This is a genomic window from Nocardia flavorosea NBRC 108225, assembly GCF_001613385.1.
Classification (GTDB): domain Bacteria; phylum Actinomycetota; class Actinomycetes; order Mycobacteriales; family Mycobacteriaceae; genus Nocardia; species Nocardia flavorosea.
The window spans coordinates 138573-159940 of the sequence record NZ_BDCG01000010.1 but is presented as its reverse complement, the minus strand read 5'-3'; the positions used below and the strand labels follow the sequence as shown (position 1 = coordinate 159940).

Here is a 21368-nt window from a genome sequence, read left to right as displayed (position 1 = left end):
TCCTCGGATTGTGACGATCCCGACCCCGGGCTCGGTGCAAGGCGGCCAACGGGAGCACCGTCACGGCGAATAAGGATAGTCCGGCTCGGATCATGAGCAAACCCCTGCCACGGCCTACCGTGGTCCCATGAGAATTCGTGGGGCAGTCCTGGAACGTATCGGCGCACCCGGACCGTACGCCGAGTCGGTACCGATCTCCGTCGGCGAACTCGATCTCGCCGGCCCCGGCCCCGGCGAATTGCTGGTGCGGATCGAAGCGGCCGGAATCTGCCATTCGGACCTCTCCGTCGTCGACGGCAACAGGGTGCGGCCGGTGCCCATGCTGCTCGGTCACGAGGCCGCGGGAAAGATCGAAGCCGCCGGTCCGGACGCCGGCCTGCCGGTCGGGCAGCGAGTGGTGATGACGTTCCTGCCTCGTTGCGGCGAATGCGCCGGCTGCGCCTCGAACGGCCGGACCCCGTGCGTTCCCGGCAGCGCCGCCAACAATGCCGGGGAACTCCTGTCCGGTGGTCGCCGGCTGCACCGTGACGGCACCGACGTCCACCACCACCTCGGCGTCTCCGGATTCGCCACCTATGCGGTGGTGGACCGCCGATCGGTGGTCCCGGTCGACGACGATGTGCCGCCGGACGTAGCGGCGGTTCTGGGCTGCGCCGTTCTCACCGGCGGTGGGGCACTGCTGAACTCGGCGAAACCGGCCCCCTCCGACCGCGTGATGGTGGTCGGGCTCGGCGGTGTGGGGATGGCGGCCGTACTGGTGGCGGTGTCGCTCGGTGTCCGCGAGGTGATCGCGGTCGATACCGTTCCGGAGAAACTGGCACTGGCCCGCGATCTGGGTGCCACCGGCGCCTATACACCGGCCGAGGTCGCCGACCGGGAGATCCGGGCCGAAGTGGTGGTCGAGGCGGTCGGGTCGGCCCGGGCCTTCGAGAGTGCGGTCGCGGCGACGGCGCCGGGCGGTACCACGGTGACGGTGGGTCTTCCGTCCCCCGAAGCCCGAGCCAGTATTTCGCCGCTGGGGTTGGTCGCGCAGGGGCGTTCGATCGTCGGCAGCTATCTGGGGTCGGCGGTCCCGTCCCGGGATATCCCCGAGTACGTCCGCATGTGGCGGGCGGGCCGGTTGCCGGTGGAAAAACTGATCTCCGCCCGGATCGAGCTGCACGAGATCAACCGGGCGATGGACGAATTGGCTGCGGGACATGCTCTACGTCAAGTGATCGTCTTCTGACGCTGCGCGGCGCGCGCCCGGTGCCGGGCGACGTTCACCCGGTTGGCGCACCGATCGGAGCAGAAGCGCCGACGCCCGTTTCGTGAGGTGTCGACGAACACCAGGGCGCATTCCGGACGCGCGCACCGGCCCATCCGGTCCGGTGCCGCGCAGAACAGTTCGGCCAGCCCGGCGGCGGTGTATGCCTTCACCCTTTCGTCGATCGGGGCCGTCTCCGCGGCGTAGTGCAGATGTGGCGCGCGACCGTCGTGGGTCGAGATATAGGGCCGGCTCGTCGTCTCTGCCAGCAGTGCGTTGAGCACTTCGACACCGGGCGCGCGAAAGACCTCGTCGAGCCGGCGGGTCCAGCGCCGGAGAGTGGCGGCCTGCCGCGGGCTCACCGTGCCGATCGGCTTGTACCCGGCCTCGGCCAGCAGCAGCGCGAGATCCTCGCCGGGAGCCGCGTTGACCAGACGCGCGGCGAGTTGGGCTGCCGCGCCACCGTAAGGGTTGAAATGCATAGAACCATTACATCAGGCTGACGGTATGACGATCACCTGCTCCGCCTGCGACTGGCCCGCGCCCACCCTGCTGTCCGAACACGGCGCGGTGCGCTATTGGCGTTGTGTCTGCGGGCAATGGCTGGTGAGCGAGGCGGATACGGTCACGGCCGCACCGGGAAACAGTGATTTCGCGGTGGTGCAGGCAAGGTGACGGCGTGGGTTCGGCACCGTCCGTCCAGAACCGGGCTCGGCCGGCAGTCGCGGACCACGGCGACCACACCTGCGGTGCCTATCGCCGAGGTGGGCCCGCACGCGGGCCGGCGGACCGGGAATCCGGCGCGCGGCTTCGCCGCCTCGCGTCGCACAGCAGAATGCCGAGGGGGCCGGTATCGCGACTGCGGGCGCGCCATAGACTCGGTGGATCCGACTAGCAGGTAGGAGTGGTGAGGTGACGGCACCGATTCGTGTGGGTGTTCTGGGGGCGCAGGGCAAGGTCGGCAAGGCCATCTGCGCCGCCGTCGAGGCGGCCGGCGATCTCGAACTGGTCGCCGCCGTGGACAAGGACGATCCACTGACGCGGTTCACCGAGACCGGTACCCAGGTGGTGGTGGATTTCACCCATCCCGACGTCGTGATGGGCAACCTGCGCTTCCTGGTGGACAACGGTATCCACGCCGTCGTCGGCACCACCGGATTCGACAGTGCCCGGCTCGACGAGGTGCGCGGCCGGCTGTCCGGCCGGCCCGACGTGGGCGTACTGATCGCCCCGAACTTCGCGATCGGCGCGGTGCTGTCGATGCGGTTCGCCGAACAGGCGGCGCGGTTCTTCGAATCGGTCGAGGTGATCGAACTGCATCACCCGAACAAGGCCGATGCCCCGTCCGGTACCGCCTATCGGACCGCGGGAATCATCGCCGAAGCCCGTAAACAAGCCGGTTCCGCACCCGTTCCGGACGCAACGACCACCGAACTCGACGGTGCGCGGGGCGCCGAGGTGGACGGGGTGCGGGTGCATTCGGTGCGGCTGGCCGGGCTCGTCGCCCATCAGGAGGTGCTGTTCGGCACCCAGGGCGAGACCCTGACCATCCGGCACGATTCCATCGATCGCTCGTCGTTCGCCCCGGGGGTGCTACTGGGGGTCCGGCAGATCGGCGGGCGGCCGGGCCTCACCGTCGGGCTCGACCCGTTCCTCGATCTGTGAGCGAGACCGGCGGCGCCACCGGCGATTCCGGCCCGGATCGCGCGGTACCGAAGATCCTTGCCATGGTGGCCTTCTTGGTGGTGGCGCTGATCTTCTACTTCCTGTGGCTCGGCCGAATCGCCGTGGAACTATTGATCTCCGGTGATATCGCGGCCATGGGCCTGGGTATCGGGGTTCTCATCCTGCCGTTGCTCGGCGTGTGGATGGTCGTGTCCACGATCCGGTCCGCGCTGGATCATCAGCGCCTGGCCCGCCGCATCCACGACGAGGGGCTGGAACTGGCGGTCGACGATCTCCCGCGCCGCCCCTCCGGGCGGATCGAACGAGCGGCCGCCGACGAATTGTTCCTCACGGTGAAACGGGAATGGGAGGCCGACCCCGACAACTGGCGGGTCTCCTACCGGCTGGCCCGCGCCTACGACTATGCCGGGGACCGGGCCCGGGCGCGTAGCACCATGCGCCGGGCGGTGGAACTGGAACGGCACGAACGAGACTAGGCTCGCCGGTGTGCCGACGTTGCTGATCATCCATCACACACCGTCGCCGTTCATGCAGGCGATGTTCGAGGCCGTGGTCTCGGGGGCGACCGATCCGGAAATCGAGGGTGTAGAGGTGGTGCGCCGGGCAGCGCTGGCCGTATCACCCGCGGATGTGCTGGCGGCGGACGGATACCTGCTCGGCACCCCGGCCAACCTCGGGTACATGAGCGGCGCCCTCAAGCACGCCTTCGATGTCATCTATTACCCCTGCCTCGATTCGACGCGGGGTCGGCCGTTCGGCCTCTATCTGCACGGTAACGAGGGGACCGAGGGAGCCGAGCGCGGTGTCACCTCCATCACGACCGGTTTGGGGTGGGCGAAGGCCGCCGACTATGTGGTGGTGTCGGGCAAGCCGGGCAAGAGCGACCTCGAAACATGCTGGGAACTCGGCGCAACCGTGGCGGCACAGCTGATGGCGTAGGCCCGGTCGGCCGCAGCGCTCCGGTGGTTCCCCTGAAATCGGGGGCTGACCTCGCCGCGCGCGCAACGCCATACTGCTCTGGACGGGGGCGTGCCTGATGGGAGTTGTGTAGTGACGGACAGCGTCGGAGACCGGAGCGGGCCACGCCGGATCGGTTTGGTCGAGGACCACGAATCGGTGGCGATCGGCCTGGTGGCGATGCTCGAACCCGAGCCGGACCTGGAATTGGTGGTGACCGCGGGCACTGTCGCCGGATTGCTCGCCGAACCGGCGTGCCGGATCGACGGCGTACCGGAGCTGGATCTGGTGGTGCTGGATCTGCGTCTCGCCGATGATTCCACGCCCGAGGACAATGTGGCGACCTTGCGCGAGCACGGCCTCGAAGTACTGGTGTTCACCGGTGCCGACAATCCGTTTCTGGTGCGTTCGGCAGCTCGCGCCGGAGTCCTGGGTGTGGTCCGGAAATCCGAGGATGTGGCGACTGTGGTCGGCGCGGTGCGCCGTGCCGCGTCCGGGGAGCAGGTGGTGACCACCGATTGGGCCGCCGCCATCGACGGCGATCCGCAGTTGTCCAGCGTCGGATTGAGTCCGCGCCAGGAGGAAGTGCTCACCCTGTACGCGTCGGGGGAGAAAGCGTCGCGGGTGGCGCGCCTGACCGGCCTCTCCGAACAGACCGTGAACGACTACCTGGGCCGGATCCGGCAGAAGTACGCCGACGCGGGCCGGCCTGCGCCCACCAAAACAGACCTCTACAAGCGGGCGGTCGAGGACGGCTGGTTGCCGGTTCCCGAACATCGCCCATCATGAGCGCGACCACCCCCGCCGCCGTGCCGCGGCGCCCGGCATTGTGGCTGCGGCGGCCGCGGGAGCTGTGGTCGGTGGCGGTATCGCTGGTCCGAATGCGTAATGCCACTCCCGAACTGGCCGCTGACCGGGTGGTCCGGCGGTTCGGCCTGGTGATCGGGCTGGTCGGGACGATCGCCGCGGTACTCGAGCTGCCCGAGATCATCGTGCAGCATCGCGCGGTTCCGTTGATCTGGACCACGATCACCTTCGCGGTCGCATTCGGCATGCTGCCGGTGCTCGCGGTGGTCTCGCTGGTCGCGGGGGCGCGGCTGGTACGGGCGGTGGCCGGGGCCGCCGCACTGGGCTATCTCGCCGGGATGGCGCTGGTGATGCCCTACTACTACGAGATTGCGGAAGCGCCGGGGCTGATCTGGGCGCATCGGCTGGTCATGATCGGTGTGCTGGCGGCGGCCGTGGCCTGGCGGTCGTGGCTTTCGGTCGGATATCTGGTGGTGACCGCGGCGACGCCCGGCGTCGCGCTGTATGTGATGTTCGACGACACCACGGTGCTGTCCGTCGTGGAGAACATCACGCGCAACGCCGGGTTGTGCCTGCTGTTCCTGTGGTGTGTGGTGCATGCGCGCGCGGCCGGTGCGCGGGTGGACCGGGAATCGGTGGTCGCCGGCGACCGCGCGGCGGCTGTCGCGGGGACGGTGGCCAGGGAGCGGGAACGCGCCCGTTTCGCCGTGCTGATCCACGATGCGGTGTTGTCCACGCTGCTGGATGCCTCCCGCTCCGGTTCCACCGGCACGTCCGCGGTCCTTCGGCAGCAGGCGCGCCGCACCCTCGACCAGCTGGACGCCACCCGGCTCTTCGGCGCCGATACCGGATTGCTGGATGCGAGTTCGGCCGTCGGTTTCCTGCGTGCCGCGGTACACGAGGTCAATGCCGGTATCGAGTTCACGGTGCATCGCGGCGGTAACGACAGCGAACTGCGCATGCCGTTGTCCGCGGCCGGCCCGCTGGCCGCGGCACTGGCCGAGGCGGTGCGCAACAGTCTGCGGCACGCCGGAGTTCCCGGTCGGCGGGTACGCCGCGAGGTCACTGCGACCGTCGGTGCGGGCGGGCTACTGCTGGTGTTCCAGGACGACGGTGCGGGTTTCGACCGGTCGGCCGTGCCCGCCGATCGGCTCGGTATCTCGGCAAGCATTCTGGGCCGGATGCGGCAACTGCCCGGCGGCGCCGGCTTCGTCGAATCGGAACCGGGGCAGGGAACAACGGTCACCCTGATGTGGGCTAATGCAGGAAGCGTCGACGATGACCGAGAAAAGTAGCGAATACGACCGGCCGTACACCGGGGTTCCCGGCCGGGAGGGCCCCGGCGAGCGAGACGTGGATTTCGAACTGCGGTCCCTGCTGGGCATGCGCGGCCGGTCCGGCTGGGTGTTCCGGATAGGTCTCGCCGCGACCATCACGCTGTACATGACTCCGTCGTTGAACGATGTCCCGCTCGCGCAGTTCGTCGTCGCGATCGTGGTGATGCTGGGTGCGGGAGCGATTCTGGTGCTGTTGCCCGGCGACCCGCTGCCGTGGCCCGCCACTGTTGCGGTGATCGTGGCGGGGCCGGTGGCGGTGCTGGCGACGCATCTGAACTTCGCCGAGGGCGCCGTGCGCCAGCCGTGGGCGGCCTTCGCCGCGTCCTATGTGCTGGCGGTGCTGGCGGTGCGCGGCCGGATCGCCGCGGCCTGGGCAGGAGCGGTCGCGGTGGCGGCGGCGGTCGGCTTCGTGGATATCGTGCTGGATATTTCCGTCGGTTCCCTGTTCATATCGATCCTTGCGCTGGCCTGTCTGGCGGGGGCCACGGTGTGTGCGCTGATCCTGCGGCCGACGCAGCGTTCGCTGCGTCTGCTGCACGATGACGTCGCCATGCGGGCGGCGGCCGAGGCGACCATGGCGGCCGAACATTCCGAACGGACCCGCCAGCTGAGCCGGTTGGACGAGCTGGCCAGGCCGATGCTGGAGCGTATCGCCCGCGGGGGGGAACTGACATCGGCCGATCGGGAGGTGTGTCGCCTGCTGGAGGCCGAACTGCGTGACGGTCTGCGCGCTCCGCAACTGGTCACCGATCAGCTCAATGCCGCGGCACGTGGTGCGCGCTCGCGCGGGGTGGAGGTGCTCCTGCTCGACGACGGTGGGTTTGCCGGCGTGCCGGCATCGCTGCGCGCGCGGGTGCTCGAACTCGCTGCGCGGGAGCTGGACGCGGCCAATGCCGGGTCGGTCACCATCCGGGTCCTTCCGGCCGGGCGGCGAAATCTGGCGACCATCCTGGCGAGCGCACCCGGCGGCGACCGGCGTACGGAGATCGGCAGTACCGGTGAGATCCTGGTCTCGACCTGATCAGGGTGTGGTGTCGTCGCGCTTTGTGGTGCCGTAGCCGCCGCGCATCTGATCGCGCAACGCGCCGGACACCACACCGGCCATCCAGGAGTTCAGGGATTGCCCGCTCTGCGCGGCGGCTTCTTCGGCCCGGGATTTCACCTGTTCGACCAGTCGCAGGGTCACCCGGCTGATATCGCCGGTCATTTCTTCGAAGCTGGGGTTGTCGCCCGCCGGGGCGCGGCCCACCTCGACTGTGGCTTCGTCGTCGTGCAGTGAAACACGTACCGTGCGGTCTCCCAGCTCGGTCGAGACGGTATCGGCGAGTTCGGTGAGCGCCGCGAGCAGGGCGAGCCGAGCCGAGTTCTCCACCGCTTTGGCGAGCGCCTCGGCCGTGGCCTGCGTTTTTTCGTCGCCGAGGGCGGCCGCGGCGATCAGGTCGTCGCGAATTCGGGCGGTGTATCGGGTCAGATCCATGACATCAGTGTGACGCCTATTTTGATGTCACACAATCCCCGGTGCGACACCATGGGGATGCCGCAATGGTGTCACCCAATGCTCCGGCGGCCCAGAACACAGACGAGGGTGTCGAGGCCTACCCGGTGACCGGGTAGCCTTTCTGACCATGACGAACGGTGAATCGACGCCTCCGGTGTTGAGCGCGTCCGGCACGGTAGGTGTCGCGATGGTGACCCCCTTCAGCGCCGAGGGCAAGCTCGACATAGACACCGGCGTCATCCTTGCGCACCGTCTGGTCGAGCGGGGCGTCGACCTGCTCGCGATCTCCGGTACCACCGGCGAATCGCCGACCACCACCGAATCGGAGAAGGCGGATCTGCTGCGGGCGGTGGTGGACGCGGTCGGTAACCGGGCCACCGTCATCGCCGGTGCCGGAACCTACGACACCGCGCATTCGATCGAACTCGCCCGCAATGCCCAGCGCGCGGGCGCCCACGGCCTACTGGTCGTGACCCCCTACTATTCGCGGCCGACCCAGGAGGGGTTGTTCGCGCATTTCACCGCCGTCGCCGATGCCACCGACCTCCCGGTGACCCTCTACGACATTCCGCCCAGATCGGTGGTACCGATCGCCTCGGATACCATCCGCCGGCTCGCCGAACATCCACGCATTGTCGCGGTCAAGGACGCCAAGGGTGACCTGAACGCCGGCGCGGCGCTCATCGCCGAAACCGATCTCGCCTTCTATTCGGGCGACGATATGTTGAACCTGCCGTGGCTGGCGATGGGCGCGGTCGGTTTCATCAGTGTGATCGGACATCTGGTTCCGGAACGCCTGCGTGAGATGGTGGACGCGTTCGCCGCCGGCGATGTGGTTCGCGCCCGGGATATCAACACCAGCCTCCTCTGGCTCAACGCCGCCATGGCGCGGCTCGGCGGAGTGGCTATGACGAAAGGTGGACTCCGATTGCTCGGCGTGGACGTGGGCGAACCCCGGCTGCCGCAGATCATGCCGAGCCCGGAACAGCTCGAGGATCTGGCCGCAGACCTGCGGGCCGCCGGGGTGCTCGAATGACCGATCCCGCCGCCCGCCGTCCCCGGCGCACCGCCCGCCGCAGCGCGGGCCCCGCGGCGCCGGCTCCGCAGCCCGAACCCGCGCGCGTTCCACAGCCGGCGCAACCCGCGGCACCACCGGCCGCCTCCGAACCCGGGACTCCGGCCGCACGGGAACCCGAGACCGCTGCGCGGGCGCCGGAAACCCCGGCGGCACGCGCGGAGACGACACCGGAGGCCCGTTCCGCGCGGGACAAACCGCGCCGGGGCAAAGGCCGCCAATCCGGGCGCGGCCGCGGTGATTCCGCCCGCCCGGTTCCGGCGGTACCTCCGGAAACCGCCGCCCAGGACCGCCTTCCGTTGCCGCCGAAGCTGCCACGTAATGGGCTGCGAGTGTTCGCGCTCGGCGGTATCGGCGAAATCGGCCGCAATATGACCGTTTTCGAATACGGCGGCAAACTGCTCATCGTGGACTGTGGCGTGCTGTTCCCCGAGGACCAGCAGCCGGGTGTGGACCTCATCCTGCCCGATTTCCGGCCGATCGAGGACCGGATGGACGATGTGGCCGCCGTGGTGCTCACCCACGGGCACGAGGACCATATCGGCGCCGTACCGTTCCTGCTGCGCCTGCGGCCCGATATCCCGGTGGTGGGCTCGAAGTTCACGCTCGCCCTGGTCGCCGCGAAATGCCGGGAACATCGGTTGCATCCGCGGCTCGTCGAGGTCACCGAGGGGGAGCGGACCGAGCACGGCCCGTTCGAGTGCGAGTACTTCGCGGTCAACCATTCCATCCCGGATGCGCTCGCAGTCGCGATCCGGACCCCCGCCGGGACGATCCTGCACACCGGTGACATCAAGCTCGACCAGCTTCCGCTCGACGGCCGGCTCACCGACCTCGCCGGTTTCTCCCGCCTGGGCGACGAGGGTGTGGATCTGTTCCTGGTCGACTCCACCAATGCCGAAGTCCCCGGATTCGTCACCCCCGAACGGGAGATCGGCGGTGTCCTGGACACCGTGATCGGCAAGGCGCGCAGCCGGGTCATCGTGGCCTCCTTCGCCAGCCATGTGCACCGGATCCAGCAGGTCGTGGACGTGGCCCAGAAGTACGGCCGCCGCATATGCTTCGTCGGCCGGTCGATGGTGCGCAATATGCAGATCGCGCAGGACCTCGGCTATCTCACGGTGCCGGACGGCCTGGTCGTCGATCTCGACCAGGCCGCCACCCTGCCGCCCGGCAAATTGGTCCTGATCTCCACCGGTTCCCAGGGCGAACCGCTTTCGGCGCTGTCACGGATGGCGCGCGGCGATCACCGTCAGATCCATATCCGCGCCGACGATCTGGTGGTGCTGGCGTCCTCGCTCATCCCCGGGAACGAGAACTCGGTGTTCACCGTGGTCAACGGGCTGGCCCGGCTGGGCGCGACGGTGATCACCCAGCAGAACGCGAAAGTGCATGTCTCCGGGCATGCTTCGGCCGGTGAACTGCTGTACCTGTACAACGCGGTACGCCCGACCAACGCCATGCCGGTGCACGGCGAATGGCGGCATCTGCGCGCCAACGCCGCGCTCGCGGTCGCTACGGGAGTTCCCGAGGACCGGGTGGTACTCGCCGAGGACGGTGTGGTCGTTGATCTGGTCGACGGGATCGCCTCCATCGTCGGCCGGGTGCCGGTGGGCCATGTCTACGTCGACGGTCTGTCGGTGGGCGATGTCGGTGAATCGACCCTGTCGGACCGGTTGGTCCTCGGCGAGGGCGGTTTCATCGCCATCACGGTCGCCGTCGACGCGACCACCGGTAAGGCGGTGAGCACGCCCGAGGTGAGCGGCCGCGGTTTCTCCGACGATCCCGGCGCGCTCGCCGAAGCCGCCGAACTGGTGGAGGCCGAACTCCTGCGCCTGGCCGGCGAAGGTGTCACCGACACCCATCGCATCGCGCAGAGTGTGCGCCGCGTCGTCGGGCGCTGGGTTGCCGATACCTACCGCCGACGCCCGATGATCGTGCCGACCGTACTCGGCGTCTGATACCGGCTCGCCGGCGGCGAATCGCCGGCGATTACAGCGCGGAAAACCGCCGGAGGGCAATGCCTCCGGCGGTTCTCCTCTGTCCGGTACCGGTCGTGCGGATCAGGCTTCGGGCTGGCAGGCCGCCGAATCGAGCTCCGCGGACTTCACGATATTGCACGCGAAATCGTGCGCGATCTTCCACTGATCGCCCTCGGCGACGAAATCGACCGAAGCGTTCTCGACCGGGCTGCCGGCGATGGTGACCTCGGCATCCGCCTTCAGCTTGCCCTCGGCGGGCTCGCCGACGTTGGTGATCTTCACCGTTACTTCGTTCTTCTTCGCCGCCGTGACGAGCTTGTCGACCAGCTGCGGATCCTGTTCGGCATCCTCGATGAAGGCCAGCTTCTCGTCTTCACTCACCGCCCCGTCGAGCGCCCGGGTGAGCTTGTCGTTGAGTTCCTCGACCGTGGGTTTGGGCAGGTTCGGAGCCGCCGTGGTGGTCGGCGCCTTGCCTTCCTCCCGGCCGTCCTGGGATTTACCCGATTCGAACTCGGCGGCGGCTTCGGTACTGGTGGCAGCCGCCTCCGTCGAGGATTCCTCGGTGGACGAGCAAGCGGTGAAGGTGAGGGCGGCGGCGGTCATCGTTACGGCGGCCACGACCCGGAATGGACGGATTTTCACAGTTCTGTTTCCCCTACGCAGGTGATCGGCGAATTCGGCGCCGGCCGGAAAAGGTGGTCGGTACGAACTCACAGGCCGTAGCCCGAAGTGCAGTTCCAGTGCTCGATGTGGGCGTTACCAGGGTTGTTGGCCAGTGCTTCGGACCGCGCCGCGGCCCGGGACGAACCGGATCCGTAGCTCAGCCAGTTGTTCGACACTGCGAGTGCACCGCAACCGTTGCGCCAGGAGATCTTGGCGACGCAATCGGCGGCGCCGCAGCGGTCCTCGGCAGCCGCTTCTGCTTCGGAGTAGCTGTCGTAGTCGTAAGACCATCCGTAGTTACCGGTGGACAGCGAGACGGCGATGGCGCCGTAGTTACTGCCGTACCGCGCGTGCGCGGGTGCCTCGGATGCGGCGAACATCGAACCGACGGTCGCCACCAGAACGGCGGCAACGGTGAGAATCTTCTTCAAAGGTGTTCCCATTCTGTGTGTATCGGTCCACGACCCTATGGACCGAATGACAAGGTACAGAGCATCTCTGCTGCGTAGCAACCGGATCGGTTCTCATCTCCTCCCCGATGGCTGGGTCTCGGCTAGATTCATCGTGTGAACTTCGCTCAGCGTGAACGCCGTGCAATGGTCGAAACGATGGACGAGGCCGGGCCGGACGCGCCGACTTTATGCGGAGACTGGACGGTGCGCGACCTCGCGGCACATCTGGTCGTCCGGGAACGCCGTCCCGACGCCGCACCGGGGATCATGTTGCGCCCCTTCGCCGGGTATCTGCAGCGGCGGCAGGACGAGGCCGCGCAGCGTCCGTTCCCGGAACTGCTGGAAAAGGTCCGCACCGGCCCGCCGTGGTGGTCGCCTTTGCGTCCGGTCGATGCGATCGCCAATGTCAGCGAAATGTTCGTCCATCACGAGGATGTCCGGCGGGCACGGCCGGGCTGGGAGCCGCGGGAGCTACCCGAAGCGGATCAGCAGCGGCTGTGGTCGGTGCTGCGGCGGATGGGCAAGATGGCCTACCGAAAATCCCCCGTGGCGGTGGAACTCTCGACGCCTGCGGGGGATCGCGCCCGAGTGGTGGACAAGCCCGGCCCCGTGGTGGTCCTGTCCGGTGCGCCCGCCGAACTGCTGCTGCACGCATTCGGGCGAGAGCAGGTCCGGATCGAATCGGACGGGGAACCGGAGGCTGTCCGGCAGGTGCTCGAACTCGACCGTTCGATCTGACCGCTGCCGGTCGCCGCAGAGGCGGCAGGTATCTGTTCGGCGGCCCGCGGGGCAGGGCGACGTGTGGCCGGGTGCCGGCCCGCTCCGGGGCCTTCGGCGCAGTGGAAAACAGCCGCGCCCAGGCGTCGGCCCACCGGTGGGCGGCGAGAATCACCGCCGTCGCGCAGCCCGGTACCAGTGTTGCGGATGGTCCGGATGGGGTTGTTGCGGCTAGCCTGAGCCCATGGCAGGTAAGTCCCGCGGCACAACCACACCGGGTGCGCGGGCGGGATCGGCTCGGGGGCGGACCACCGCGGCCCGTTCTCGTTCGGGCACGCGTCGATCGGACGGCGCCACACGGGCCCAGGGCCCGGCGCGGAAAACCGCACAGCAGGGCGGCGCGCGCAAGGCGTCCGCCGCCCGTGCCCGGCGCACCACACGCCGTCCCGCCCCACCACGGCGTTCGGATACCGCCCCGCTGGCGGTGTTCACCCGGTTGGTCGGCGGCGGATGGACCATGGCGGCCCGCGGGGTCGGCGCCACCACACGCGCGATCAGCCGCGCCGGGGAGATCGAACACGGGCATCGGCGCGACGGGGCTGCGCTGGGGTTGATCGCCCTCAGCGCCGTGATCGCGGCGGCAGTGTGGCTGTCGGCCGGCGGTCCGATCGGGCGCTGGGTGGAAGGCCTCATCCGTGCGGTCACCGGTTCGGCCTCCTCGGTCCTGCCGTTCGTTGCCGCCGGTATCGCCGTCGTACTCATGCGCACCGAACCGCGACCGGAGATCCGTCCGCGCCTGGTGCTGGGTGGGTTGCTGATCGGGTTGCCGTTCCTCGGGCTGTGGCATATAGCCGACGGTGGGCCGGCCGACGCCGCGGGGCGCGCCGAGGCCGCCGGCTTCGCCGGTTTCGTCATCGGTGGCCCGCTCACCGACGGGCTCACCGCGTGGCTTTCGGTGCCGATCCTGTTGCTGGCCATGGTGTTCGGTGTGCTTCTGGTCACCGGGACGACGGTGCGCGAAGCGCCGCAGCGGTTGCGGGAATTCTTCGGCGCGCCGGGGTACGAGGACGACTATCGCGACGGATACGACCCGATCGACGAATACGAGCCGGCCGAACCGGCAGGGCGGTCTCGCCGCCGCGGCCGTAGCCCGGCCGACAGTTACCCGGCCGACGAGTTCAGCGGGCCGCCGGTCGGCCCGGACGGCGTCGCCGAACCTCCGCTGCGCGATGCCAAACCGATCGCACCGGCCGGCGAGGAGAAACCGGCCGGTCGCAAGAAGCGAAAACCGGCCGCGGCGGCACCGGTCGACCAGACTCCGCCGCCGGATCCGGAACCCGAATTCGTCGCCGACCGGGTCGCCGAGGGCGATTACACGCTGCCGCCGATGAATTTGCTGGTCGACGGAGACCCGCCGCGCCGCCGCAGCGCCGCCAACGAGTCGATGATCGAGGCGATCACCGAGGTGCTGGTGCAGTTCAAGATCGATGCGGCCGTCACCGGGTTCGTCCGCGGACCGACGGTCACCCGCTATGAGGTAGAACTCGGGCCGGGGGTGAAGGTCGAGAAGATCACCGCGCTGACCCGCAATATCGCCTACGCCGTGGCCACCGAGAACGTGCGCCTGCTCGCCCCGATCCCGGGGAAATCCGCCGTCGGTATCGAGGTGCCCAATGCCGACCGGGAACTGGTGCGACTGGCCGATGTGCTGAAGGCGCCGTCCACCCGCAACGACCACCATCCGCTGGTGATCGGCCTGGGCAAGAACATCGAGGGTGAATTCCTCGCGGCGAACCTGGCCAAGATGCCGCATCTGCTGGTGGCGGGCTCCACCGGTTCCGGTAAATCCAGTTTTGTCAATTCGATGCTGGTATCGCTGCTGCAGCGGGCCACTCCGGACGAGGTCCGGATGATCCTGATCGACCCGAAGATGGTGGAGCTCACCCCGTACGAGGGCATTCCGCATCTGATCACGCCCATCATCACCCAGCCGAAGAAGGCCGCCGCGGCGCTGGCCTGGCTGGTGGAGGAGATGGAACAGCGCTATCAGGATATGCAGGCCAGCAAGGTCCGCCATATCGACGATTTCAACCGGAAGGTGAAATCCGGCGCCATCACCACACCGCTGGGCAGCGAACGCGTGTACCGGCCGTACCCGTACATCCTGGCCATCGTCGACGAACTCGCCGATCTCATGATGACTGCGCCGCGCGATGTCGAGGACGCCATCGTGCGCATCACTCAGAAGGCCCGGGCCGCGGGTATCCACCTCGTCCTGGCCACCCAGCGTCCGTCGGTCGACGTGGTGACCGGTCTCATCAAGACCAATGTGCCCTCACGGCTGGCCTTCGCGACCTCCTCGCTCACCGATTCGCGCGTGATCCTCGACCAGCCCGGCGCCGAAAAGCTCATCGGTATGGGCGACGGACTGTTCCTGCCGATGGGCGCCGGGAAACCGACCCGCCTACAGGGTGCCTTCATCAGCGATGAAGAAATCCAGGGGGTCGTCGAGTTCACCAAGAACCAGGCCGAGCCGGAGTACACCGAGGGCGTCACCGCCGCCAAGGCGGGGGAGAAGAAGGATGTCGATCCCGATATCGGCGATGACCTCGATGTACTTTTGCAGGCCGTGGAGCTGGTGGTGACCTCCCAGTTCGGTTCCACCTCGATGCTGCAGCGTAAATTACGGGTCGGGTTCGCCAAGGCGGGGCGGTTGATGGACCTCATGGAGACCCGCGGTGTGGTCGGGCCGAGCGAGGGCTCCAAGGCGCGTGATGTGCTGGTGAAACCGGACGAGCTCGATGGTCTGCTGTGGTCGATCCGCGGCGGCGGGGACGAGGCCCCGGAACCGGGCGATCAGTGACGGAAACGTGCCGTGCCCTCGGGAGTCGGCGCGGCGGGTGTGCAAGGATAACCGGCAATCACCCCGCAACACGCCTGAATCGGGCATATCGGGCATGATTGTGGTCATGACTCGTACTGCTGAACGGATCACCGCATGCAGGTAAGCGCTCTCGTGTGGGGGGTCACCATCGTGGTGATCCTCGGCCTGTTCGTTTTCGACTTCTTCGCCCATGTGCGCACGCCGCACGAACCGACCTTCCGTGAATCGGCGTTCTGGTCGGCCGTGTACATCGGCCTGGCACTCGCCTTCGGCGGTGTGATCGCCTGGCAATGGGGTGGTACCTACTCCGGCGAGTACTACGCGGGTTTCGTCACCGAGAAGGCGCTCTCGGTGGACAACCTGTTCGTGTTCCTGATCATCATGTCCACCTTCGCCGTGCCGCGGATGTATCAGCAGAAGGTGCTGCTGATCGGCATCGTGGTCGCACTGGTGATGCGCGGTGGGTTCATCGCCGTCGGTGCCGCGGCGATCAGTGCGTTCAGCTGGGTTTTCTACCTGTTCGGCCTGTTCCTGGTCTACACCGCGGTCAAACTGCTGCGGGAGAGCGGGCACGAGGTCGAGGAGGAACAGAAACGCGACAGCCGGATCGTCGCCCTGACCAAACGGCTGGTGCCCACTACCGAGAACTACGACGGCGACAAACTGATCACCCGGATCGACGGCCGGAAGGTGGTCACCCCGATGCTGCTGGCGTTGCTGGCCATCGGTTTCGCCGATCTGCTGTTCGCCCTCGACTCGATCCCGGCGATCTACGGTCTCACCGAAGAGCCCTACATCGTGTTCACCGCGAACGCGTTCGCGCTGATGGGTCTGCGCCAGCTGTACTTCCTGATCGGCGGCCTGCTCGACCGGTTGGTGTATCTGTCCTACGGACTGTCGGCGATCCTGGCCTTCATCGGCGTCAAACTGGTCCTGCACGCCCTGCACGAGAACACCCTGTGGTTCGTCAACGGCGGCGAGCATGTGAGTGTGCCGGAGATTTCCACCGGGCTGTCGCTGTCGGTGATCCTCGGGGTCCTGGTGGTTGCCACGGTGGCCAGTCTGCTGCGTACGCGAGGCAAGGCGCAGCCGCAGCCGGCGGAGCCGAAGGACTAGTTCATACCGCGTACCGGCCGCACCACACCGGCCGGTACGCGGTAACGACGGCCGGTTGCGGTATCCGTCAGCCGGCGAAGGCGCCTAGGACGGGCTGCCATTCGGTCGCCCGTACCTCGTCGATCAAGCCCGCCTGCGCGAACGGGTCGGCGGTCAGCAGTTGCCCGAGCGCTGTCGAATCCGCGGCGCGGAACACCAGCAGCGCACCCGAGCCGTCCGGATAGGGCCCGCTGCTGAGCAGGGTTTCCGCCGCGAGGTGCTCGGCGAGCCACGCCCGATGGCGCGGGCGTTGCGTATCACGTTCGGCGGCTGTGGCATCGGAGTACGTGTACTGGACGGCGAAGATCGGCACGGCACGACTCTAATGCGCGACCCCCGCGAGCCGGTGGGCTCGTCCGAACCGGACCCACGTCAGAGCGTGCGTAACATCCGCGTGTTGCCCAGCGTGTTCGGTTTCACATAGCTGAGATCGAGGAACTCCGCGACGCCCGTGTCGTAGGACCGGCACATCTCCGCGTAGACCTCGGCCGTGACCGGAGTGCCGTCGATCTCGGCGAACCCGTGCCGGGCGAAGAACTCCACCTCGAAGGTGAGCACGAACAAGCGGCTCAGTTCGAGCTCCCGGGCCACCTCGATGAGCTGATCCACGATGAGTTTGCCCACACCGTGACCCTTCACATCGGGTGCCACCGCCACCGTGCGCACCTCGCCCAGATCCGCCCACAGCACGTGCAGCGCCCCACAGCCGACCACGCGATCACCGAGATCGGCGACCCAGAACTCCTGCACGGATTCGTACAGGTTGACGAGGTTCTTCTCCAGCAGGATCCGGCCCGCGTACACATCGACCAGCGATTTGATCGCCGCGACATCGGATGTGCGGGCGCGACGCACTCGCACGGAGGCGGTCTGCGTACCCGGCGCATCGCCGGTCGCGCTGCCCAGAGGTCCCCGTGAGGTCATGGGGTGCACAGTAGTCGGCGGCCGTACCGATAGTCTGAGTGTGTGCCGCAGACTCCGCCCGCCCGCTCCATCCCGCGCCGGTGCTCCGGCACGCCGGAGCGGGTGGCAGTGCCGCGGCGCGCGCGGGTGGCCGCGCCAGGGCTGTCAGGACGACGCGGCGCAGCAGCGCAGCGGCGACGGGGCGCGTACCCGCAGGGACGGCTATGAGCGTGCATCCCGAAGAGATGGACCGGCGGCTTACTGCCCCCGCGCGGCCGCGCGGGGAACGTGCTCCGGCTCCCGCCGAATCGGCGGTTCCGCTGCTGAACATCGCCAATATCCTCACCATGGCGCGTATCGCGCTGGTCCCGTTGTTCGTTCTGGCCTTGTTCGCCGGCGGCGGGCACCACACGGGGTGGCGGATCACCGCGACCCTGCTCTTTGCGCTCGCCGCGATCACCGACCGCTTCGACGGCCAGCTGGCCCGCAAATACGGTCTCGTCACCGATTTCGGCAAACTGGCCGACCCCATCGCCGACAAAGCCCTCATCGGCTCCGCGTTGATCGGCCTGTCCATCCTCGGCGACCTGCCGTGGTGGATGACCGTGGTGATCTGTGCCCGCGAGATCGGGATCACGCTGCTGCGGCTGGCGGTGGCGCATCGCGGTGTCATACCGGCAGGCCGCGGCGGCAAACTCAAAACCCTGATCCAGTCGCTGGCGATCGGTGTCCTGGTGTTGCCGCTCGCCGGTGGGTTCGCGACCGCGGGAATGGTGCTGATGTGGATCGCGTTGGTGCTGACGGTGGTGACGGGACTGGACTACGTCGGCCAGGCCGTGCGGCTGTGGCTGGCCGGACCGCACCGCAGCCGCCGATGACCCCGGCGGACCCGCTCGCCGGGGAAACCGCGGCCGCGGAACTCGTCGCCGCTCTGCGAGACAGCGGGCATACGGTCGCCACCGCTGAATCGCTCACCGCGGGCCTCGTCGCCGCCACGATCGCCGGGGTGCCCGGCGCCAGTGCCGTATTGCGTGGCGGGCTCGTGGTGTACGCCACCGATCTGAAACATCACCTCGCCGGGGTCGACGAGCAGGTATTGGCCGGTGAGGGGCCGGTGGCGGCGAGCACCGCCGAACAGCTCGCGGTCGGCGCCAGGACCAGATGCGCCGCCGACTGGGGCATGGCCCTGACCGGGGTCGCCGGGCCCGACCCGCAGAACGGAATCGAGGTCGGCACCGTCTATCTCGGTCTCGCCGGACCCGGGCATACCGAGGTGATGCGGTTGAAACTGACCGGCGACCGGTGGAATATCAGGTTCACAGCGACGCGCGCCGCGGTACAGGAACTGCTGCGGTGCGTGCGGGGTGCTCCACCCACCGGGTGAGCGATTCCGTGTCCGGTCCGGGAACCTCCGGGACCGGTTCCGACGTTGTGCCAGGAGAGAACCGCGTGCGTGCCGTGGGCTGCGGCATCAGAGGCGACGAGCCTACCGGGAGAAGGAGAACTCGATGACGCTGCTGCGAGAAGCGATCGGGGACAGTCTGCGGCGTGCGCGCCTCGCCCAGAGCCGGACCCTACGTGAAGTATCCACCTCGGCGCGGGTGAGCTTGGGCTACCTGTCCGAAGTGGAACGGGGTCGTAAGGAGGCCTCCAGCGAATTGCTGGCGGCGATCTGCGAAGCCCTCGACGTACCGCTCGCCCGGGTCCTGTGGGATGTGAGCACCACCATCGCCGGCGAAGAGCTCCCCGTGGCCGCCGCGCCCGGGCGCGGGGCCGCCGAACCGGCCACCGTCGAGCCGGCTGCCGAACCTGCCGCGTCCGAACCCGCTCCGGCCGGTGCCGCCGCGTCGATGTCGGCCGGATCCGCCCGGCCGCAGGTCGACGGCGATACCCGGATCGTCATTCCGGCACCCAGCAACGGTCCGCTGGTACTGGTCGAAGCGGCCTGAATCGGTCATAGCACCGGTATATCCGATCGTGACAATGCGCGTAAAGCACCGGAGCAGATAGATTCGTAGGAGGCGTCCGCGGGCCGCCCGCGGCGTGACGCGGCCTTTCGGTAGCCGGTACCGGACGCCGCATGGTGGAGGATAGGTACCGAGGAGTGCGTGACGGTCGCGCACTGGCGAGTCGCCCCAGGCGGCACAGTAGATGGAGGCGGGATCAACCGATGGCTAATCCGTTCACGAAGGCCTGGAAGTATCTGATGGCCCTCTTCGACTCCAAGATCGAGGAGCACGCGGATCCGAAGGTCCAGATTCAGCAGGCTATCGAAGAAGCGCAACGCCAGCACCAGGCACTGTCCCAGCAGGCCGCCTCGGTGATCGGGAACCAGCGGCAGCTCGAGATGAAGCTGAACCGCCAGCTCGACGAGGTGGAGAAGCTCAACGCCAACGCCCGGCAGGCGGTTTCGCTGGCCGATCAGGCCAATGCCGCCGGAGATACCGAGAAGGCGATCCAGTACACCAACGCGGCCGAGGCGTTCGCCGCGCAGCTGGTCACCGCGGAACAGTCGGTCGAAGACCTCAAGGTGCTACACGATCAGTCGTTGCAGGCCGCCGCACAGGCCAAGAAGGCGGTCGAGCAGAACGCGATGCTGCTCCAGCAGAAGGTCGCCGAGCGCACCAAACTGCTCAGCCAGCTCGAACAGGCGAAAATGCAGGAGCAGGTCAGCGCCTCCCTGCAGCAGATGGACAGCACCCTGTCGGCCCCCGGTAGCGTTCCCAGCCTCGATGCGGTGCGCGACAAGATCGAGCGTCGGTACGCCAACGCTCTCGGGTCCGCCGAACTCGCCCAGAACACCGTCCAGGGCCGGATGGTCGAGGTCCAGCAGGCCAGCATCCAGATGGCGGGCCACAGCCGTTTGGAACAGATCCGGGCATCCATGCGCGGTGACGCCCTGCCCGCCGGCGACGCCAACGCCGCGATCGATCCGGGCAAATCCGCTGCCGAGCCGGCCCAGCCCCAACCGCAGATGAACAAAGGCCAGACCGCTCAGCAGTAGCGGGACGAGTTCGGCGAGGACAGCATATGAAGTCTGATCGACCCCGGTACCCCGCCGGGGCCCCGGCGTTCGAGCCTGCCCGCCCGGACCTCCCGCAGCAGGCCGTCTCCGTCGCCGAGTCTCTCCGGACGGCCGGAGAGAATGCCCTCGTCGCCGTCCGGCGCTGGGCGGACCCACGTGAACGTGAACTGCGGCGCCGGCGGCGTGCCCGGCGCCGCAGTATCGGCCTGAGCACCGCGTCCGGTCTGACCACCGCCGGAACGGTCGGCCTCGTCATCCTGTCCGCTCCCGCCTGGGCTGTGCTCGTCCTGGGCGGTGGCGCTATCGCCCTGGTCACCGGCGCGGCGCTGAGTACTCGGCGCTACCTGCAGTTGCGTCGCGCGCCGCTGCCGCTCGCGGGGTACGTCCCGCGAAAACTCCCGTCCGCTCGCTCCGCGGCCCGGCCGGCGATATCGCGGCTGGCCCGCGCCGAACGGGTTCTGCACGATGTGGCCGGCCGGATCGCACGCACCCGCCGCCTACCCGCCGGCGAACTGGACGATCTGGTGGCCACCGCAGCTTCCGGTGCCGCCGCCCTGACTGCGCTCGCCACCGATATCGCCACCATGGAGGGCGCCGTACGCACCCTCGGCAACGGCGGCGGCGCCGCCCTCGCCGATGCGGCCGATCTCGAGCGCCTGAACGAGACCGTGCAATCGATCGCCACCCGGCTCGATACCGGTGTCACCGAATACGAGCAGGTCGTGGCCGCGGCCACGAGAGTCGTGGCCGTGGACGAAACAGGCGCACTGCGCTACGAATTCGACGGTATTGTCGCCGACCTCCGCCAGGCCGCCGACCGGATGGACGGATGGGCCCAGGCCCTCACCGAACTTGCCGACCGAGCGCCCGATCCGCTGCTTCCGCCCGCCGCGCCGAGTATGCCTGCGCCTGCCGCCGAGCCTGTACGCCACACCGGCCACCGCTGAAATTCCCCTCAGGGACAACCCTGATCTTCCCCCT

Annotated in this window: 24 protein-coding genes; 18 read left to right on the top strand and 6 right to left on the bottom strand. The window is 68.3% G+C overall.

The annotated features are described in order from the left end of the window. Positions 1 to 127 precede the first annotated feature (127 nt). Entirely contained in the window at positions 128 to 1228 is a 1101-nt protein-coding gene (locus NFL01S_RS12020) for an alcohol dehydrogenase catalytic domain-containing protein (protein WP_062974423.1), read from the top strand. Here NFL01S_RS12020 and NFL01S_RS12015 read toward each other — a convergent pair. Next, positions 1210 to 1728 (bottom strand): CGNR zinc finger domain-containing protein, encoded by a 519-nt coding sequence (locus tag NFL01S_RS12015; protein WP_062974421.1) that lies wholly within the window; start codon positions 1726 to 1728, stop codon positions 1210 to 1212. The two genes, NFL01S_RS12020 and NFL01S_RS12015, sit on opposite strands and share 19 nt — an antisense overlap. 25 nt (positions 1729 to 1753) lie before the next feature. Between NFL01S_RS12015 and NFL01S_RS12010 the strand changes: the two genes are divergently transcribed. The 7 genes from NFL01S_RS12010 to NFL01S_RS11980 all read left to right on the top strand — a co-directional run bounded on the left by NFL01S_RS12010 (position 1754) and on the right by NFL01S_RS11980 (position 7054). Then, entirely contained in the window at positions 1754 to 1921 is a 168-nt protein-coding gene (locus NFL01S_RS12010; RefSeq protein ID WP_245670636.1) for a hypothetical protein, read from the top strand. 237 nt (positions 1922 to 2158) lie between these two features. Continuing rightward, a complete protein-coding gene (dapB, locus tag NFL01S_RS12005; protein ID WP_174555677.1) occupies positions 2159 to 2911 on the top strand; it encodes a 4-hydroxy-tetrahydrodipicolinate reductase in 753 nt (250 codons plus the stop codon). 62 nt (positions 2912 to 2973) lie between these two features. Beyond that, positions 2974 to 3408, top strand: coding sequence for a hypothetical protein (locus tag NFL01S_RS12000; RefSeq protein ID WP_062974640.1), 435 nt, complete (start codon positions 2974 to 2976; stop codon positions 3406 to 3408). A 10-nt stretch (positions 3409 to 3418) separates the two neighbouring features. Continuing rightward, positions 3419 to 3871, top strand: a complete 453-nt coding sequence (locus NFL01S_RS11995) for a flavodoxin family protein (protein WP_174555676.1) — start codon at positions 3419 to 3421, stop codon at positions 3869 to 3871. A 111-nt stretch (positions 3872 to 3982) separates the two neighbouring features. Continuing rightward, on the top strand, positions 3983 to 4678 hold the full coding sequence (locus NFL01S_RS11990; RefSeq protein WP_062974415.1) for a helix-turn-helix transcriptional regulator: 696 nt from the start codon (positions 3983 to 3985) through the stop codon (positions 4676 to 4678). Continuing rightward, positions 4675 to 5991 carry a sensor histidine kinase gene (locus NFL01S_RS11985; protein ID WP_062974413.1) on the top strand — a complete coding sequence of 439 codons (1317 nt, stop codon included), beginning with the start codon at positions 4675 to 4677 and terminating at the stop codon, positions 5989 to 5991. Before NFL01S_RS11990 ends, NFL01S_RS11985 begins: the two co-directional genes overlap by 4 nt. Then, complete coding sequence (locus tag NFL01S_RS11980) at positions 5975 to 7054, top strand: DUF8320 family protein (RefSeq protein ID WP_084492612.1); 1080 nt, start codon at positions 5975 to 5977, stop codon at positions 7052 to 7054. Before NFL01S_RS11985 ends, NFL01S_RS11980 begins: the two co-directional genes overlap by 17 nt. On the opposite strand, the gene NFL01S_RS11975 is transcribed toward NFL01S_RS11980, so the two are convergent. Then, positions 7055 to 7510 carry a hypothetical protein gene (locus tag NFL01S_RS11975; protein WP_062974411.1) on the bottom strand — a complete coding sequence of 152 codons (456 nt, stop codon included), beginning with the start codon at positions 7508 to 7510 and terminating at the stop codon, positions 7055 to 7057. It abuts the gene before it with no gap. Positions 7511 to 7658: 148 nt separating this feature from the next. On the opposite strand from NFL01S_RS11975, the gene dapA reads away from it, so the two are divergent. Further along, positions 7659 to 8567 carry a 4-hydroxy-tetrahydrodipicolinate synthase gene (gene dapA / locus NFL01S_RS11970; protein ID WP_062974409.1) on the top strand — a complete coding sequence of 303 codons (909 nt, stop codon included), beginning with the start codon at positions 7659 to 7661 and terminating at the stop codon, positions 8565 to 8567. Then, the gene (locus NFL01S_RS11965) at positions 8564 to 10567 is read left to right on the top strand and encodes a ribonuclease J (protein ID WP_062974407.1); all 2004 of its coding nucleotides are present in this window, start codon (positions 8564 to 8566) and stop codon (positions 10565 to 10567) included. The genes dapA and NFL01S_RS11965 overlap by 4 nt, the downstream gene beginning before the upstream one ends. Positions 10568 to 10669: 102 nt before the next feature. On the opposite strand, the gene NFL01S_RS11960 is transcribed toward NFL01S_RS11965, so the two are convergent. Together NFL01S_RS11960 and NFL01S_RS11955 are read right to left on the bottom strand one after the other, a co-directional pair. Continuing rightward, complete coding sequence (locus NFL01S_RS11960; RefSeq protein ID WP_062974405.1) at positions 10670 to 11230, bottom strand: WKL family lipoprotein; 561 nt, start codon at positions 11228 to 11230, stop codon at positions 10670 to 10672. Positions 11231 to 11298: 68 nt separating this feature from the next. Continuing rightward, positions 11299 to 11694: a DUF4189 domain-containing protein gene (locus NFL01S_RS11955; protein WP_063915922.1), complete on the bottom strand. Its 396-nt coding sequence runs from the start codon at positions 11692 to 11694 to the stop codon at positions 11299 to 11301. Between the two features lie 123 nt (positions 11695 to 11817). Between NFL01S_RS11955 and NFL01S_RS11950 the strand changes: the two genes are divergently transcribed. The 3 genes from NFL01S_RS11950 to NFL01S_RS11940 all read left to right on the top strand — a co-directional run bounded on the left by NFL01S_RS11950 (position 11818) and on the right by NFL01S_RS11940 (position 16420). After that, positions 11818 to 12441: a TIGR03085 family metal-binding protein gene (locus NFL01S_RS11950; RefSeq protein WP_062974400.1), complete on the top strand. Its 624-nt coding sequence runs from the start codon at positions 11818 to 11820 to the stop codon at positions 12439 to 12441. Positions 12442 to 12664: 223 nt separating this feature from the next. Beyond that, positions 12665 to 15283: a DNA translocase FtsK gene (locus NFL01S_RS11945; protein WP_062974398.1), complete on the top strand. Its 2619-nt coding sequence runs from the start codon at positions 12665 to 12667 to the stop codon at positions 15281 to 15283. Positions 15284 to 15418: 135 nt separating this feature from the next. Continuing rightward, positions 15419 to 16420 (top strand): TerC family protein, encoded by a 1002-nt coding sequence (locus NFL01S_RS11940; protein WP_062974396.1) that lies wholly within the window; start codon positions 15419 to 15421, stop codon positions 16418 to 16420. A 67-nt stretch (positions 16421 to 16487) separates the two neighbouring features. Here NFL01S_RS11940 and NFL01S_RS11935 read toward each other — a convergent pair whose 3' ends face one another. Continuing rightward, the gene (locus NFL01S_RS11935; protein WP_062974394.1) at positions 16488 to 16772 is read right to left on the bottom strand and encodes a YciI family protein; all 285 of its coding nucleotides are present in this window, start codon (positions 16770 to 16772) and stop codon (positions 16488 to 16490) included. Between the two features lie 59 nt (positions 16773 to 16831). Further along, a complete protein-coding gene (locus tag NFL01S_RS11930) occupies positions 16832 to 17383 on the bottom strand; it encodes an amino-acid N-acetyltransferase (protein ID WP_033241462.1) in 552 nt (183 codons plus the stop codon). Between the two features lie 203 nt (positions 17384 to 17586). Here NFL01S_RS11930 and pgsA point away from each other — a divergent pair, with 203 nt between their 5' ends. From pgsA to pspM, 5 genes are all read left to right on the top strand, one after another. Then, positions 17587 to 18240: a CDP-diacylglycerol--glycerol-3-phosphate 3-phosphatidyltransferase gene (pgsA, locus tag NFL01S_RS11925; protein ID WP_084492611.1), complete on the top strand. Its 654-nt coding sequence runs from the start codon at positions 17587 to 17589 to the stop codon at positions 18238 to 18240. Then, complete coding sequence (locus tag NFL01S_RS11920) at positions 18237 to 18746, top strand: CinA family protein (protein ID WP_062974634.1); 510 nt, start codon at positions 18237 to 18239, stop codon at positions 18744 to 18746. Before pgsA ends, NFL01S_RS11920 begins: the two co-directional genes overlap by 4 nt. A gap of 124 nt (positions 18747 to 18870) precedes the next feature. After that, positions 18871 to 19311 carry a helix-turn-helix domain-containing protein gene (locus NFL01S_RS11915; protein ID WP_062974390.1) on the top strand — a complete coding sequence of 147 codons (441 nt, stop codon included), beginning with the start codon at positions 18871 to 18873 and terminating at the stop codon, positions 19309 to 19311. Positions 19312 to 19532: 221 nt separating this feature from the next. Next, positions 19533 to 20366, top strand: coding sequence for a phage shock protein PspA (gene pspA, locus NFL01S_RS11910; protein WP_033241464.1), 834 nt, complete (start codon positions 19533 to 19535; stop codon positions 20364 to 20366). Positions 20367 to 20392: 26 nt separating this feature from the next. Beyond that, positions 20393 to 21334, top strand: coding sequence for a phage shock envelope stress response protein PspM (gene pspM, locus NFL01S_RS11905; RefSeq protein WP_063915921.1), 942 nt, complete (start codon positions 20393 to 20395; stop codon positions 21332 to 21334). Positions 21335 to 21368 lie beyond the last annotated feature (34 nt).